Genomic DNA, 15,883 nt, shown 5'->3' with positions numbered 1-15,883 from the left:
AGGGGATTGACGAATTTTTGACAAAATCTTTTCCTATAAGAAAGACTGGCTGAATCATAACAAAATTTGTTGCGATTTTTCTTTTAGTTTAATTTTAGGAAAACGCTTGCATATTGTTTTACTACGTGCTATACTGATAAAGAAATTCATTTATAGGAGATTGATTATGAAAAGAACACCATCTCACACTGAGAAAAAAATGGTTTACAGCATCCGTTCCCTCAAAAATGGAACTGGTTCTGTCCTTATTGGAGCAAGCCTTGTCCTGCTTGCCATGGCTACACCAACTATCTCAGCAAACGAAAATACTACAAGCAATAAGGGAACTAGTAATGAAACTACTACTGCCCTTGCACAACCTCTTACTGATACAGTAGTTAACTCTGGTAAGAACGAAAGTGATATTTCTTCGCCTAATAATGCAAACGCTTCCCTAGAGAAAACAGAAGAAAAACCTGCAACAGAGGCAACCACTCCTGCTGCAACCCCAGCCGATTCAGCACCACAAACCGGGCAAGATCGTTCAAGTGAACCAACTACTTCTACGAGTCCAGTAACAACTGAAACTAAAGCAGAAGAGCCAATCGAAGACAACTACTTCCGTATCCATGTCAAAAAACTTCCTGAAGAAAACAAGGATTCTCAAGGGCTATGGACTTGGGACGATGTTGAAAAACCATCTGAAAATTGGCCAAACGGAGCCTTGTCCTTCAAGGATGCCAAAAAAGATGACTATGGCTATTACCTAGATATCAAATTAAAAGGAGAGCAAGCCAAGAAAATTAGCTTCCTCATCAATAATACAGCTGGGAAAAATCTGACCGGCGATAAATCGGTAGAAAAACTGGCACCAAAGATGAATGAGGCTTGGTTGGACCAAGATCACAAGGTTTTCTCTTACGAGCCACAACCTGCAGGAACTATTCGCGTCAACTACTACCGTACAGATGGCAACTATGAGAAAAAATCTCTCTGGTACTGGGGAGATGTGAAAAATCCAAGTAGTGGTGAATGGCCTAACGGAACAGACTTTACGGCTACAGGCAAATATGGTCGCTATATCGATATTCCACTCAAAGATGCAGCTAAAGATCTTGGATTTTTATTACTAGACAGAAAGAAACAAGGAGACGATGTGAAAATCCGTAAAGAAGATTATAAGTTCACAGATTTGAAAAATCATAGCCAAATTTTCCTAAAAGATGATGACGAAACCATCTACACCAACCCCTACTATGTGCACGATATCCGCATGACAGGAGCTCAACACGTAGGAACTTCTAGCATTGAAAGTAGTTTTTCAACACTTGTCGGTGCTAAAAAAGAAGATATCCTCAAACACTCCAACATCACTAATCACCTAGGAAACAAAGTAACTATCACCGATGTTGCAATCGATGAAGCTGGTAAGAAAGTGACCTACAGCGGAGATTTCTCAGATACAAAACATCCATATACTGTTAGCTACAATTCCGACCAATTCACTACCAAAACAAGCTGGCGCCTTAAAGATGAGACTTACAGTTATGATGGCAAACTTGGAGCTGACTTAAAAGAAGAAGGAAAACAAGTTGATTTAACCCTTTGGTCACCAAGTGCTGATAAGGTTTCTGTTGTTGTCTACGACAAGAATGACCCTGACAAAGTAGTTGGAACTGTCGCTCTTGAAAAAGGGGAAAGAGGAACTTGGAAACAAACTCTAGATAGCACAAACAAATTAGGAATCACAGATTTCACTGGATACTATTATCAATACCAAATCGAGCGTCAGGGTAAAACTGTTCTTGCACTCGATCCTTACGCTAAGTCTCTCGCTGCTTGGAATAGTGACGATGCCAAGATTGACGATGCCCATAAAGTGGCTAAAGCTGCCTTTGTAGATCCAGCCAAACTAGGACCTCAAGACTTAACTTATGGTAAGATTCACAACTTCAAGACTCGTGAAGATGCCGTTATCTACGAAGCTCATGTGCGTGACTTCACTTCAGATCCTGCCATTGCAAAAGACTTGACCAAACCATTTGGTACCTTTGAAGCCTTTATCGAAAAACTAGACTACCTCAAAGACTTGGGTGTGACCCACATCCAGCTCCTTCCAGTCTTGTCTTACTACTTTGTCAATGAATTGAAAAACCATGAACGCTTGTCTGACTATGCTTCAAGCAACAGCAACTATAACTGGGGATATGACCCTCAAAACTACTTCTCATTGACTGGTATGTACTCAAGCGATCCTAAAAATCCAGAAAAACGAATCGCAGAATTTAAAAACCTCATCAACGAAATCCACAAACGTGGCATGGGAGCTATCCTGGACGTAGTTTACAACCATACAGCCAAGGTCGATCTCTTTGAAGATTTAGAACCAAACTACTACCACTTTATGGATGCTGATGGGACACCTCGCACTAGCTTTGGTGGTGGACGCTTGGGAACAACCCACCATATGACCAAACGACTCCTAGTTGACTCTATCAAATATCTAGTTGATACCTACAAAGTAGATGGATTCCGCTTCGATATGATGGGAGACCATGATGCCGCTTCTATCGAAGAAGCGTACAAGGCTGCACGCGCCCTCAATCCAAACCTCATCATGCTTGGTGAAGGTTGGAGAACCTATGCTGGTGATGAAAACATGCCTACTAAAGCTGCTGACCAAGATTGGATGAAACATACCGATACTGTCGCTGTCTTTTCAGATGACATCCGTAACAACCTCAAGTCTGGTTATCCAAACGAAGGCCAACCTGCCTTTATCACAGGTGGCAAGCGTGATATCAACACCATCTTCAAAAATCTCATTGCTCAACCAACCAACTTTGAAGCTGACAGCCCTGGAGATGTCATCCAATACATCGCAGCCCATGATAACTTGACCCTCTTTGACATTATCGCTCAGTCTATCAAAAAAGACCCAAGCAAGGCTGAGAACTATGCTGAAATCCACCGTCGTTTGCGACTTGGAAACCTCATGGTCTTGACAGCTCAAGGAACTCCATTTATCCACTCTGGTCAGGAATATGGACGTACCAAACAATTCCGTGACCCAGCCTACAAGACTCCAGTAGCAGAGGACAAGGTTCCAAACAAATCTCACTTGTTGCGTGATAAGGACGGCAATCCATTTGACTATCCTTACTTCATCCATGACTCTTACGATTCGAGTGATGCTGTCAACAAATTTGACTGGACTAAGGCTACAGATGGAAAAGCATATCCTGAAAATGTCAAGAGCCGTGACTATATGAAAGGTTTGATTGCCCTTCGTCAATCTACAGATGCCTTCCGACTTAAGAGTCTCCAAGATATCAAAGACCGTGTCCACCTCATCACTGTTCCAGGCCAAAATGGTGTGGCAAAAGAGGACGTGGTAATTGGCTACCAAATCACTGCTCCAAACGGAGATATCTACGCAGTCTTTGTCAATGCGGACGAAAAAGCTCGTGAATTTAATTTGGGAACTGCCTTTGCACATCTAAGAAATGCTGAAGTTTTAGCAGATGAAAACCAAGCAGGACCAGTAGGAATTACCAACCCGAAAGGACTCGAATGGACTGAAAAAGGCTTGAAATTGAATGCCCTTACAGCTACTGTTCTTCGAGTCTCTCAAGGCGGTGCAATTGTCGCCCCAGCTGTGGAAGAAAAACCAGAATTTGACCTTGCTAGCTTAAAACAAGAACACGGTCAAAGTAACAGCCAAGACAATATGTCGAACCGAGTAGTCAAACAGGAACAGCAAACTCCAGCTCCACAAACTAAACCTGATTCTACTAAACCATCTGCAACAGTAGCTGATGCAGAAAATAAACCTAGCCAAGCTACAACTGATTCACAAGCTCAACAAACAGCACAAGAAGCACAAGCATCATCTGTAAAAGAGGTGGTTCAAAACGAATCGGTAGAAAACTCTAGCAAGGTTAATACACCTGCAACCCCAGCTAAACAAGCTGAACTTCCAAATACAGGAACCAAAAACGATCACAAACTCCTGTTGGCAGGAATCAGCCTCCTTGCCCTTCTCGGTCTCGGGTTCTTGCTAAAAAGCAAAAAAGAGAACTAAACTAGCCCTCCTATAGAACAATCCCCCAAGCCTTAACGCTCGGGGGATTGATTTTTGTACAATATTTGCCGTCATAATAAACTTGATTAGGATTTTTTATTAAGCCTCTTTCATGGCAAAATATTCCCGTACTTTTGGAGCCACTTGCGTTCCGAAAAGTTCAATAGCTCTCAGTACTTGTTCATGAGGCATAGAACCAAGAGGTAAGTGCAACATAAAGCGGTCCAATCCTAAATTCTCAATCATACGAATTAATTTTTCTGCCACCTGATCTGGATTGCCCACAAACATAGCACCATTTGGCCCAACTTGCTCCAAATATTGTTCATAACGCAATTCCTGCCAGTGTGGACGATCTTTGGAAATAGCATCCACCACTTGCTTTATCGGATGGAAATAATCTTTCACCGCTTGCTCGCCATCCTCAGCAATCCAACCCCAAGAATGGGCTCCAACCTTTAGTTCATGACTGGCATGACCCGCTTCGCTCCCAATCTCACGATAAGCCTGAATCAACTTTTTAAAATAACGCGGATTGCCACCAATAATGGCATAGACAATCGGTAGGCCTGCCTGAGCAATCTTCACTGTTGATTCGACATGACCACCTGTCGCTATCCACAAGGGCAATTTGTCCTGAACTGGACGAGGATAAACTTCTCTGCCAGAGATTGTTTGGGTCAAGCGACCTTGCCAGTCTAACTTGGTCTTTTCATTAACTAACTGGAGCAAGTCTAATTTCTCATCAAAAAGGGCTTCGTAGTCTTTCAAATCATATCCAAACAAGGGAAAAGATTCCGTGAAAGAACCCCTTCCGGCCATAATCTCCGCACGTCCATTTGACAAAGCATCGATAGTAGCATACTGTTGGAACAATCGAATCGGATCCATACTTGAGAGAATGCTGACTGCACTGGTCAAACGGATTTTCTTGGTATTGACTGCCCCAGCTGCCAGAACAATCTCTGGGGCTGATACTGCAAAGTCCGCTCGATGGTGCTCACCAATCCCATGCACATCCAAACCAACCTTGTCAGCCAGTTCAATCTCTGCCACCAACTGACGAATGCGTTCGGCATGACTGTAAGTTTGCCCAGTACCTTCAAGCTCCGTTGTTTCCCCAAATGTTGAAATTCCCAATTCTACCATTGCGATTCTCCCTGTCTATTTCTGTCCTTCAATTTGAAAAATTATTCTAACACGAATCTTGAGTACAAGCAACCCATTTGCTCACAAAAAAAGCCTAGATAACTAGACTTTTTAAGCTTATTCTACCGTTACTGACTTAGCAAGGTTACGTGGTTTGTCCACATCAAGCCCACGGTGGAGTGTTGCAAAGTAAGCGACTAATTGCGTTGGCACGACCATTGAAATTGGTGAGAGGTAAGGGTGTACAGTCGTAAGGACAATATCATCTGTCTCTTTAGCAACATTTTCTTCTGCGATAGTGAGGACTTTGGCACCACGAGCTGCCACCTCTTGGATATTTCCACGAGTGTGGTTAGCGAGGACTGGATCTGACAAGAGAGCCAAGACAGGCGTTCCCTCTTCAATCAAGGCAATAGTTCCGTGCTTGAGCTCTCCTGCCGCAAAGCCTTCACACTGGATGTAAGAAATTTCTTTGAGTTTGAGACTTGCTTCCATAGCTACATAGTAATCTTGACCACGCCCAATATAAAAAGCATTGCGAGTTGTTTCAAGAAGCTCACGAACCTTGGCTTCAATGGTTTCTTTCTCTGAAAGAGTTGATTCGATAGACTGAGCTACGATTGACAACTCATGAACCAAGTCAAAGGCTTGCGCTTTGGCATTGCCATTTGCTTCTCCGACTGCTTTTGCAAGGAAGGCAAGGGCTGCGATTTGCGCTGTATAAGCCTTAGTTGATGCCACGGCAATTTCAGGACCTGCATGAAGGAGCATGGTATGGTTGGCTTCACGTGAAAGAGTTGAGCCTGGTACGTTTGTCACTGTCAAGCTTGGGATACCCATTTCATTAGCCTTAACCAAAACCTGACGGCTATCCGCTGTTTCACCAGACTGACTGATAAAGATGAAGAGTGGTTTCTTGCTGAGAAGTGGCATACCGTAACCCCACTCAGATGAAATTCCAAGTTCAACTGGTGTATCTGTCAATTCTTCCAGCATCTTCTTAGAAGCAAATCCTGCGTGGTAAGATGTCCCAGCTGCAAGGATGTAGATACGGTCTGCGTCTTGAACAGCCTTGATGATAGCTGGGTCTACTACTACTTGACCAGCCTCATCTGTGTAGGCTTGGATGAGTTTACGCATAACAGTTGGTTGCTCATCAATTTCCTTGAGCATGTAGTAAGGATAAGTTCCCTTACCGATATCAGATAAGTCTAGCTCAGCAGTGTAGCTAGCACGTTCACGACTGTTGCCATCATAGTCTTGAACTTCCACACTATCAGCCTTGACGATTACCAACTCTTGGTCATGAATTTCCATGTATTGGTTGGTCTCACGAATCATAGCCATAGCATCTGAGCAGACCATGTTATAGCCTTCTCCAAGACCAATCAAAAGTGGTGATTTATTTTTAGCTACGTAGATGACTTCAGGATCTTGTGAGTCAACCAAGGCAAAGGCATAAGAACCACGGATGATGTGAAGAGCTTTTTTGAAGGCTTCAAGAACTGACAAGCCATCTTCTTCTGCAAATTTTCCAATCAAGTGAACGGCGATTTCCGTATCTGTTTGCCCTTTGAAGTGGTGACCTGAAAGGTATTCTTCCTTGATTTCAAGGTAGTTCTCAATCACTCCATTGTGAACCAAGACAAAACGTTCTGTCTCAGAGCGGTGCGGGTGAGCATTGTCTTCCGTTGGTTTCCCGTGAGTCGCCCAACGAGTATGTCCGATACCAGTTGTACCCTCAACACCAGCTGTCTTAGCAGACAATTCTGCAATACGACCAACAGCCTTGACTAGGTGGTTTTCAGCACCACCTAGGACAAAAATCCCCGCAGAATCATATCCACGGTATTCGAGCTTTTCAAGCCCTTGAATCAAAATATCAGTTGCATTTGTGTTTCCAACAACACCAACAATTCCACACATAGTATATACGACACAGGCAAGCTGTGCTTTCTCCTTAAAATTGGTATAGTCTAATTCCTCTTTTATAGAATCAGCAAAAACAGTATATACTTGTTTCTTTCACTTGTCAAGAGTAAAAATTGGTATAGTTCAAATTAAGCTCTTGTAAGCAAAAAACTCTGACCAATTAAAATCATTAGTCAGAGTCCTTTTTAAAATCCATTATTGTCGCTTAATTCCTTGAACCAGTGCCCTGATTTTTTCAGACGACGTTCTTGCGTTTCCAAGTCTAATTCAACCAAACCATAGCGATTTTTATAGCTGTTGAGCCATGACCAGCAATCAATAAAGGTCCAGATTAAGTATCCTTTACAGTTGGCTCCATCTTCAATAGCATGGTGAAGTTCACGAAGATGACCTTTTACAAAGTCAATACGGTAATCATCTTGAATCATTTCATTCTCACGGAATTTTTCTTCCCCTTCAACACCCATACCATTCTCTGTCAACATCCACTCAATATTGCCATAATTTTCCTTGATATTTTGAGCAATGTCATAAATCCCTTGCTCATAAATCTCCCAGCCACGATGAGGATTGATTTTACGTCCAGGCATCACATAAGGCTCGTAAAAATGTTCTGGTAAGAGTGGACTCTCTGGATGCTTAGCAAATCGAGGCGCCATAACACGCAAAGGTTGATAGTAGTTGACACCAAGGAAGTCCACCGTATTGTCACCAATGAGCTTCAACTCCTCCTCTGTAGCATCAGGCAAGAGACCTTGTTCATGCAAGATTTCTACCAACTCCTGTGGATAAGTCCCCAAAACAGACGGATCTAAGAAAGATTGGGCCTGAAAAAGGTCCGCAATGCGAGCAGCCTTGACATCAGCAGGATGCTGGCTACGTGGATAAGCCGGTGTCAAGTTGAGGACAATCCCAATCTTGGAATCAGGCAAGAGTTCATGACAGGCCTTAACCGCCCGACTGCTGGCCAATTGTGTATGATAAGCTACTTTAACGGCTGCCTCTGCATCCACCTTATGTGGATAATGGGCATCGTAAAAATAGCCAAATTCTACAGGAACGATGGGCTCGTTAAAGGTAATCCATTGGTCCACCAAATCTCCATAAGTCTCAAAACAGAAACGAGCATAGTCTTCATAGGCTGAAACAGTCTCCTTATTTTCCCAACCATCACCAGCTTCTTGAAGAGCAAAAGGCAAATCAAAATGATAAAGATTGACTAACAGACGAATCCCCTTAGCCTTAATAGCCTCAAAGACCTTCCGATAAAAATCCACACCTTGAGGGTTGACTTTCCCACAGCCTTGTGGAAAAATCCGTGACCACTGAATAGAAGTCCGAAAGGCCGTATGACCAGTCTCTAATAAAAGCTCGATATCCTGTTCCCAATTTTCATAAAAAGTCGATGTCTTATCTGGACCAATCCCATTATAGTATCGATTTGACTCCACTTGGTACCAATAATCCCAGAGATTATCTCCCTTACCGTCACCAGCTACACGTCCTTCTGTTTGTGGTCCAGAAGTAGAGGATCCCCAGACAAAATCCTTTGGAAATCTTAGCATACATTTACCTCTTTATCTACTCATTTTTACCATTATACAGAAAAAACAAGGTAAAAACTAGTTACATTTTTTCCTTGTTTTTCTTCTGATTATAGTTTTTATTTCTTGCTGAGAATTTCAAGCGTTTCAAGTAAGTTATCTGCATGAACTTCGATAGTATCACCAGTCGCTTTAATCTTCACTTCTACGATGCCATCGGCTGCTTTCTTCCCAACAGTGATACGGATTGGCAACCCAATCAAATCGCTATCGCTGAATTTGACTCCGACACGTTCATTACGGTCGTCTGTCAAGACTTCGTAACCAGCTCCCATCAAGCTTGCTTCAAGCTTTTCTGTCAAGGCTTGCGCTTCTTCATCCTTAACATTGACAGTGATTAAGTGCACATCAAATGGGGCCAATTCTTTAGGGAAGTTGATTCCCCAAGCGTAACGGTATTCACCTTTTGGCGTTTTATTAACAAAAAGGCGAGCGTGTTGCTCCATCACTGCTGAAAGGAGGCGGCTGACACCGATACCGTAACATCCCATGATGATTGGCACAGCGCGACCATTTTCATCCAAAACATCTGCTCCCATGCTTGCAGAATAGCGAGTACCGAGTTTGAAGATGTGACCAATTTCGATACCACGCGCAAAGTTAAGGACACCTTGTCCGTCTGGAGAAATTTCACCCTCACGAACTTCGCGGATATCCACATATTCTGCAGTAAAATCACGGCCTGGGTTCACACCAGTCAAGTGGTAGCCATCTTCGTTAGCACCCACAACTGCATTGCGAACATCTTGCACCTTACGGTCTGCAATGATTTTAACATTCTCTGGCAAACCAACTGGGCCAAGTGAACCAAATCCTGCTTGAACAACACTTGCTACTTCTTCTTCGCTAGCAACGTCAAAGAAATCTGCTCCCAAGTGGTTTTTCAACTTGACTTCGTTGAGTTGGTCATTTCCAACTAGAAGGGCTGCAACAAGCTCACCATCTGCCATGTAGAAGAGGGTTTTAATCGTTTGTTCTTCTGGAACGTTGAGGAAGGCTGCAACTTCATCGATTGATTTAACATCTGGTGTTGCAACCCGAGTTACTTCTTCTTCAGAGACAACACGGTTGCTTGGTTTGTACTCGTTTGTTGCCATTTCCAAGTTAGCCGCATAGCTAGACTCACTTGAGTAAGCGATGGTATCTTCACCAGAAACCATCCATTTAAGCAATTCTGCCTTGATTTCTTCTTGCACTTCTGCAGGAATTTCGTCAAATGAGGCAACTGACTTGTCCAAGACAACCCAGCGGTCAAGGTCTGTACGAGCAGGTGTAATCGCCATAAATTCTTGGCTGTCCTTACCACCCATAGCTCCACCGTCACCAATGATAGCCTTGAAATCTAAACCACTACGAGTGAAAATACGCTCATAGGCAGCCTTGTACTCATCATAAACACTATCCAAACTATCATAGTTAGCGTGGAAGCTGTAAGCATCTTTCATGATGAACTCACGTGTACGAAGAAGTCCATTACGTGGGCGTTTTTCATCACGATACTTAGGTTGGATTTGATAAAGGTTAAGCGGCAATTGCTTGTAAGACTTAACAGAATCACGAACAATAGCTGTAAAAGTTTCTTCGTGAGTTGGACCTAGGATAAAGTCTGATTTTTCACGATTTTTTAGTTTGTAAAGGTCTTCACCATAAGTTTCGTAACGACCTGATTCGCGCCACAATTCTGCACTGAGGAGGGCAGGAGCCAACATCTCAACGGCACCAATCTTATCAAATTCTTGGCGCATGATATTTTTAGCTTTTTCAATCACACGATTAGCAAGTGGTAGGTAAGAATAAACACCTGCTGAGACTTGACGAACATAACCAGCTCGCAACATAAGAGCATGGCTGATAACTTGAGCATCGCTTGGCATTTCGCGAAGCGTTGGGATAGGCATTTTACTTTGTTTCATAATATTCCTCGATTATCTAAAAAAGAGTCGCATGATGTCATTCCAGGTCACAGCAATCATCAAGACAACCATGATGACCACTCCGGCCAAGGTGACATAGGTTTCAATTTCTTGTTTCAATGGTTTGCGGCGGATAGCTTCTAGGATATTGAGCACAATCTTACCACCATCCAGGGCTGGAATCGGAATAAGATTAAAAATCCCAATATTGATGGAAATAATTGCCAAGAAGTACAAGACATTCTCAATTCCATTTTTAGCAGCATCACTACTTGCCTTAAAGATGGCAACAGGTCCACCTAGTTTGTTCAAATCCGGTTGGAAAATCAGATTTTTCAGATCTGATAGAATTCGGAGGGCCGAGTCAACAGCAGTTGTAAAACCACCTACAAACATAGATACAAAATCTGACTTAATCCCCGGTTGAACACCTAGAAGGTAACGGCCTTGACTTTCTTCCGGAGTAACAGTGACTTGTTTGTCACTCCCCTTTTCAGAAATAGTCACATCCAAGGTCGGGGCCGTCTTATCTTTGGTTTCTGATTCCACAGCTTGAATCAAGCTTTCCCAGTTGCTAACCTCATGTGAACCAATCTTGGTAATCTGAGCCGTCTCTGGCACTCCTACCTTAGCCAAAGCCCCTTGGGGCATGACATGAAACTGGTTGGTAGCTACATCTCTGACACCACCCTGCATAAAGATTAAAATCCAAAAAACAACGACACCTAAGATAAAGTTGTTCATAGGACCTGCAAAGTTAGTAATCAGTTTTCCCCATATAGTTGCATTTTGATATTGAACATCTAAGGGAGCAATCCGAACCTCAGTTCCATCTGCTTCCACAACCGTTGCATCGTGATCCACTGCAAATGTTTTTTCTTCTTCCAGAACCAAGCCCTTAATAAAGAGCTTGTCTTCAAAGTCAAACTGGGTCACCTGCATAGGAAGAGCCGTTTGGTCCAATTTTTTACCGGAAAGATTGATGCGTTTAACCTTACCATCATCAGTAAGTGTCAAACTGACAGGAGTCCCTGTCTTGATTTCAGTTGTATCATCGCCCCAACCAGCCATACGGACATAGCCGCCCAAAGGCAAGATTCGAATGGTATAGGCCGTTCCATCTTTGCCAATATGAGCAAAGATTTTGGGTCCCATACCAATGGCAAATTCACGCACTAGAATCCCTGATTTCTTGGCAAAGTAGAAGTGCCCGAACTCGTGCACCACCACAATAATCCCGAAAACCAGAATAAAGGTTAAAATTCCGAGCATAGTATTTCCTCCGTCTTTTGATTAAAAGAGCCCAAATAAGTGCATGATTGGAAATACAAGCAACATACTATCGAAACGATCCAAAACACCACCATGTCCAGGGATAAATTTCCCAGAATCCTTGACACCAAAGTGACGCTTGATCGAACTTTCTAGTAAATCACCAAATTGTCCAGCAATGCTAAAGAAAATAGCAAAGACCGACATCTTGTAAATTCCATACGGAAGAGCAACTGTTCTGTCAAACATCATAAAGATGATGGTTACTAAAATAGCGCCTAAAATACCACCCAAGGCACCCTCAAAGGTTTTATTTGGAGAAACTGTCGGAGCTAATTTTCGTTTACCATAGTTCATCCCAACAAGATAGGCACCACTGTCTGTCGCCCAAACAATACACAAGGCCAATAGAGCCTTATCTAAACCTGCAACGCGAGCATCTAGTAAAGCATTAAATCCAAAGCCTACATAGAAACTCATAGCAAGAGGGAAAACAGCGTCCTCAATCGTATAAGACTTGCTAAAAACGGTCGTTCCTAACATAATTGAAATCAACACACTATAGGCAACCACATTCCCATCAACTGGCAAAAAAGTCAGGTAATTCTCCAAGGGAATGGTCAAAGCAAAGGTTGCAAAGAGGGTTAAGAGGCCCTCCATAGTCATAGTCTCTAGACCTCTCATCTTCAAAAGTTCATGCATGGCTAGCATGGCTATGACTCCAATTGCTATCTGAAGCAAGAGGCCACCAATCATTAAAATTGGTAGGAAAATAGCCAGGGCAATCCCTGCAAACAAGGTTCTTTTCTGTAAATCCTGTGTCATATTTCCTCCTAAACTCCTCCAAATCGGCGATGACGACGATTGTAGGCAAGAATGGCTTCCTGCAAGGCTGCCTCGTCAAAATCAGGCCACAAGGTATCTGTAAAATAGAGCTCACTATAGGCTCCCTGCCATGGAAGAAAATTGCTCAAACGCAATTCTCCACTAGTACGGATAATCAAGTCTGGGTCTCGTAACTCCTTAGGCAAATGCTGGGTGAAGAGATAGTTGCCAATCAATTCCTCTGTGATATCACCTGGGTTGATTTTGGCATCTAAAACATCCTGAGAAATCAACTTAAGAGCCTGTGTAATCTCAGCACGTCCACCATAGTTGAGGGCAAAATTAAGAATCAAACCTGTGTTGTTCTTAGTCAATTCCTCAGCCTTGGTCAGAGCTTCAAAGGTTTGCTTAGGCAGGCGGTCCGTCTCCCCAATCATTTGAATCTTAACATTATTCGCATGCAGTTCAGGGACATAATTATCATAAAACTCTACTGGCAAGTTCATGATAAACTTGACTTCCTGATCGGGACGGGTCCAGTTTTCCGTAGAAAAAGCATAGACCGTAATAACCTTAACACCCAGTTTGTTGGCTGCCTTGGTCACAGTTTGCAATGCTTCCATACCCGCCTTGTGTCCGAAGACTCGCGGTTGCATACGTTTTTTAGCCCAACGGCCATTGCCATCCATGATAATGCCGATATGAGCAGGAATCTGTGTCGGAACTTCTACTTCCACAGCCTTATCTTTCTTAAAAAATCCAAACATGATCTTATTCCTATTCAAAAATCTATCGTTTCATTATACCATATTTCCCTATTTTCTTCTATCACTAAGCTATTTATACTCTTCGAAAATCTCTTCAAACCACGTCAGCTCTATCTGCAACCTCAAAACAGTGTTTTGAGCAACCTGCGGTTATCTTCCTAGTTTGCTCTTTGATTTTCATTGAGTATTATTCTCAGGCGCAAAGCCCATTTTTCAAAAAAATAAGTCGCCTGATTGGGCGACTCTATTTTATAGGGAGATTATTATGAAAAAGTTTTAGGAGTTTAAGTTAAGGTCTTCTTAACTTATGGACTTAGTATACACTCCCTAGCTTAAAGTTTCCTTAAGTATTTTTAAAAATCAAATTTTTCCATTTCTCCTGCCAATTTTTCTTGGATAGACGTGTTCGATAAAGTTCCATTCGGTCTTCATTTTCTAAGAAATGAGGAGTTGGACGAACTTGAAAATTCACAATATCCTCCAAACCATAAGGTGCATAGAGTTCAAAATCTGATTCTTCATTCAAGCGTAGTCCAACAGCCGTACATCGTTCTGGATACTTACTCATAGCATCACAAGAGCTGCTATAGGGAGCAGTATGAGGGCTGTGCTGGTGCATATAGACTTGATTTTTCAATTCCCACTGGTACTGAGGAAAATCCTTCCTCAACTTGTTCTCTATAGCCAGCGTTTCTTCATAACTCACATCTGGATCAAAGAAAATCACATCTACATCTGTTTCACAGTCAAAAGGGGATTTGTCTGACAAGAGATTCCAGATAAAATTTCTGACAGAACCTGCTGCCAACCACGAGTCTTTCAGACCAAGGTTTCGGATGATAGTCAGAATAGCCATCATATCCAGATTTTCTCTGAAAACTTCCAGAATTTCTTGCTTATTTTTCATTGTACTCATACCCCAAATGCTCATATGCCTTAGCAGTCGCCACCCGTCCAGACCGTGTCCGCATGATAAAACCTTTTTGAATCAAGTAGGGCTCATACATGTCTTCAACTGTCTCACGCTCTTCTGCTATGTTAACAGAAAGAGTTCCTAGACCAACAGGACCACCACCGTACATCTCAATCATGGTGCGAAGGATTTTCTGGTCCACATAGTCCAAGCCTTCATGGTCAACATCTAGCATGGTCAGAGCCTTATCGGTAATAAGATCATCGATAACCCCATTCCCCATAATCTGGGCAAAATCGCGCACGCGCTTGAGGAGACGATTGGCAATACGAGGGGTTCCACGACTACGCAAGGCCAACTCAGATGCCGCCTCATGAGTGATTTCCATCTCAAAAATATCTGCTGTCCGCTCAACAATTTCTGTCAAGTCAGCATGGGCATAATACTCCATATGCCCTGTAATCCCAAAACGTGCCCGTAGCGGATTTGAAAGCATACCAGCCCGAGTCGTCGCACCAATCAAAGTAAAAGGTGGCAACTCCAAATGAACACTGCGACTGCCTTCACCAGCACCAATCATGATATCGATGTAAAAGTCCTCCATGGCACTATAAAGCACCTCTTCCACCGACATGGGCAAGCGATGAATTTCATCAATAAAGAGGACATCCCCAGGCTCTAAGTCATTCAAAATCGCTACCAGATCACCAGCTTTTTCGATTACAGGTCCAGACGTCTGCTTGAGATTAACTCCCAATTCATTGGCAATAACAAAAGCCATGGTCGTCTTCCCCAAACCTGGAGGCCCGAAAAGGAGGACATGATCCAGCGCTTCATCCCGCATTTTAGCGGCTTCGATAAAGATTTGAAGCTGATCCTTAACCTTATCCTGCCCGATATATTCACGTAAATACTGAGGACGGAGCGTGCGTTCTACTTGCTCCTCATCCCCCATTATCTCATTATCTAAAATTCTACTCATAGCTCTATTATATCAAAAATCCAGTCCGCAAACAAAAAAGCCACCTGATTAGGCGACTTCCGACTTTAGCACGTATGTGGTATAATATTGTTCGGCACTGCTACACCGCCTACGAAAGGAGGTGAGATAGCCCATGATGGAATTAGTACTCAAAACTATCATCGGACCAATTGTGGTCGGTGTCGTTCTTCGATTAGTCGATAAATGGCTAAACAAGGACAAATAGTGTCAAAAAAGACCTCAAGCTTAATGTGGAAGTTAGCTTGAGGTCTTTTCTAGTCCATGATATAGAACTAGTACTCAATTCCTTTTTATTATCCCACAGTTCACAAAATTTGTCAAAGGTTTATATCCTCGGCTTTTCAAGCTTTAACCGCTGTACAACAATATGATGACTCACCCCTTGTCAACCAAGAGCATTATTACAGTAGTTCTAGTCCTTCAATTAACAGTCACGTAAATT

General features: G+C 42.7%; 11 protein-coding genes. 2 read left to right on the top strand and 9 right to left on the bottom strand.

The features are described from left to right. Positions 1–166: 166 nt before the first annotated feature. Complete coding sequence (locus tag MK480_RS02925) at positions 167–4,063, top strand: pullulanase (protein ID WP_261265899.1); 3,897 nt, start codon at positions 167–169, stop codon at positions 4,061–4,063. A gap of 99 nt (positions 4,064–4,162) precedes the next feature. Here the strand turns inward: MK480_RS02925 and MK480_RS02920 are convergent, their stop codons facing one another. From MK480_RS02920 to ruvB, 9 genes are all read right to left on the bottom strand, one after another. Beyond that, entirely contained in the window at positions 4,163–5,212 is a 1,050-nt protein-coding gene (locus MK480_RS02920; protein ID WP_049501816.1) for an LLM class flavin-dependent oxidoreductase, read from the bottom strand. A gap of 117 nt (positions 5,213–5,329) precedes the next feature. Then, positions 5,330–7,138, bottom strand: coding sequence for a glutamine--fructose-6-phosphate transaminase (isomerizing) (gene glmS / locus MK480_RS02915; protein WP_268707166.1), 1,809 nt, complete (start codon positions 7,136–7,138; stop codon positions 5,330–5,332). A gap of 191 nt (positions 7,139–7,329) precedes the next feature. Further along, positions 7,330–8,709: a 6-phospho-beta-glucosidase gene (bglA, locus tag MK480_RS02910; RefSeq protein ID WP_049501814.1), complete on the bottom strand. Its 1,380-nt coding sequence runs from the start codon at positions 8,707–8,709 to the stop codon at positions 7,330–7,332. A gap of 98 nt (positions 8,710–8,807) precedes the next feature. After that, positions 8,808–10,661, bottom strand: a complete 1,854-nt coding sequence (locus MK480_RS02905; RefSeq protein ID WP_049501813.1) for a proline--tRNA ligase — start codon at positions 10,659–10,661, stop codon at positions 8,808–8,810. A 12-nt stretch (positions 10,662–10,673) separates the two neighbouring features. Further along, a complete protein-coding gene (gene rseP / locus MK480_RS02900; RefSeq protein ID WP_268707165.1) occupies positions 10,674–11,933 on the bottom strand; it encodes an RIP metalloprotease RseP in 1,260 nt (419 codons plus the stop codon). Positions 11,934–11,954: 21 nt separating this feature from the next. Further along, entirely contained in the window at positions 11,955–12,758 is an 804-nt protein-coding gene (locus MK480_RS02895; protein ID WP_261049877.1) for a phosphatidate cytidylyltransferase, read from the bottom strand. 8 nt (positions 12,759–12,766) lie between these two features. Next, the gene (locus MK480_RS02890; RefSeq protein ID WP_268707164.1) at positions 12,767–13,525 is read right to left on the bottom strand and encodes an isoprenyl transferase; all 759 of its coding nucleotides are present in this window, start codon (positions 13,523–13,525) and stop codon (positions 12,767–12,769) included. Between the two features lie 343 nt (positions 13,526–13,868). Next, entirely contained in the window at positions 13,869–14,441 is a 573-nt protein-coding gene (locus MK480_RS02885; protein WP_268707163.1) for a nucleotidyltransferase family protein, read from the bottom strand. Next, positions 14,422–15,420 carry a Holliday junction branch migration DNA helicase RuvB gene (gene ruvB, locus MK480_RS02880; RefSeq protein WP_326845935.1) on the bottom strand — a complete coding sequence of 333 codons (999 nt, stop codon included), beginning with the start codon at positions 15,418–15,420 and terminating at the stop codon, positions 14,422–14,424. Before ruvB ends, MK480_RS02885 begins: the two co-directional genes overlap by 20 nt. Positions 15,421–15,553: 133 nt before the next feature. Between ruvB and MK480_RS02875 the strand changes: the two genes are divergently transcribed. After that, on the top strand, positions 15,554–15,646 hold the full coding sequence (locus tag MK480_RS02875; protein WP_000970382.1) for a type I toxin-antitoxin system Fst family toxin: 93 nt from the start codon (positions 15,554–15,556) through the stop codon (positions 15,644–15,646). Positions 15,647–15,883 lie beyond the last annotated feature (237 nt).

The organism is Streptococcus mitis, assembly GCF_026782895.1.
Classification (GTDB): Bacteria; Bacillota; Bacilli; order Lactobacillales; family Streptococcaceae; genus Streptococcus; species Streptococcus mitis_CB.
The sequence above is the reverse complement of the archived record's forward strand: the minus strand, read 5'-3'. Positions and strand labels throughout refer to the sequence as shown.

Bases quoted from the DNA above. Each gene is read 5' to 3' on its own strand.
- MK480_RS02925 (WP_261265899.1), top strand. From the start codon at position 167: ATGAAAAGAACACCATCTCACACTGAGAAAAAAATGGTTTACAGCATC.
- MK480_RS02920 (WP_049501816.1), bottom strand. From the start codon at position 5,212: ATGGTAGAATTGGGAATTTCAACATTTGGGGAAACAACGGAGCTTGAA.
- glmS (WP_268707166.1), bottom strand. From the start codon at position 7,138: ATGTGTGGAATTGTTGGTGTTGTTGGAAACACAAATGCAACTGATATT.
- bglA (WP_049501814.1), bottom strand. From the start codon at position 8,709: ATGCTAAGATTTCCAAAGGATTTTGTCTGGGGATCCTCTACTTCTGGA.
- MK480_RS02905 (WP_049501813.1), bottom strand. From the start codon at position 10,661: ATGAAACAAAGTAAAATGCCTATCCCAACGCTTCGCGAAATGCCAAGC.
- rseP (WP_268707165.1), bottom strand. From the start codon at position 11,933: ATGCTCGGAATTTTAACCTTTATTCTGGTTTTCGGGATTATTGTGGTG.
- MK480_RS02895 (WP_261049877.1), bottom strand. From the start codon at position 12,758: ATGACACAGGATTTACAGAAAAGAACCTTGTTTGCAGGGATTGCCCTG.
- MK480_RS02890 (WP_268707164.1), bottom strand. From the start codon at position 13,525: ATGTTTGGATTTTTTAAGAAAGATAAGGCTGTGGAAGTAGAAGTTCCG.
- MK480_RS02885 (WP_268707163.1), bottom strand. From the start codon at position 14,441: ATGAGTACAATGAAAAATAAGCAAGAAATTCTGGAAGTTTTCAGAGAA.
- ruvB (WP_326845935.1), bottom strand. From the start codon at position 15,420: ATGAGTAGAATTTTAGATAATGAGATAATGGGGGATGAGGAGCAAGTA.
- MK480_RS02875 (WP_000970382.1), top strand. From the start codon at position 15,554: ATGATGGAATTAGTACTCAAAACTATCATCGGACCAATTGTGGTCGGT.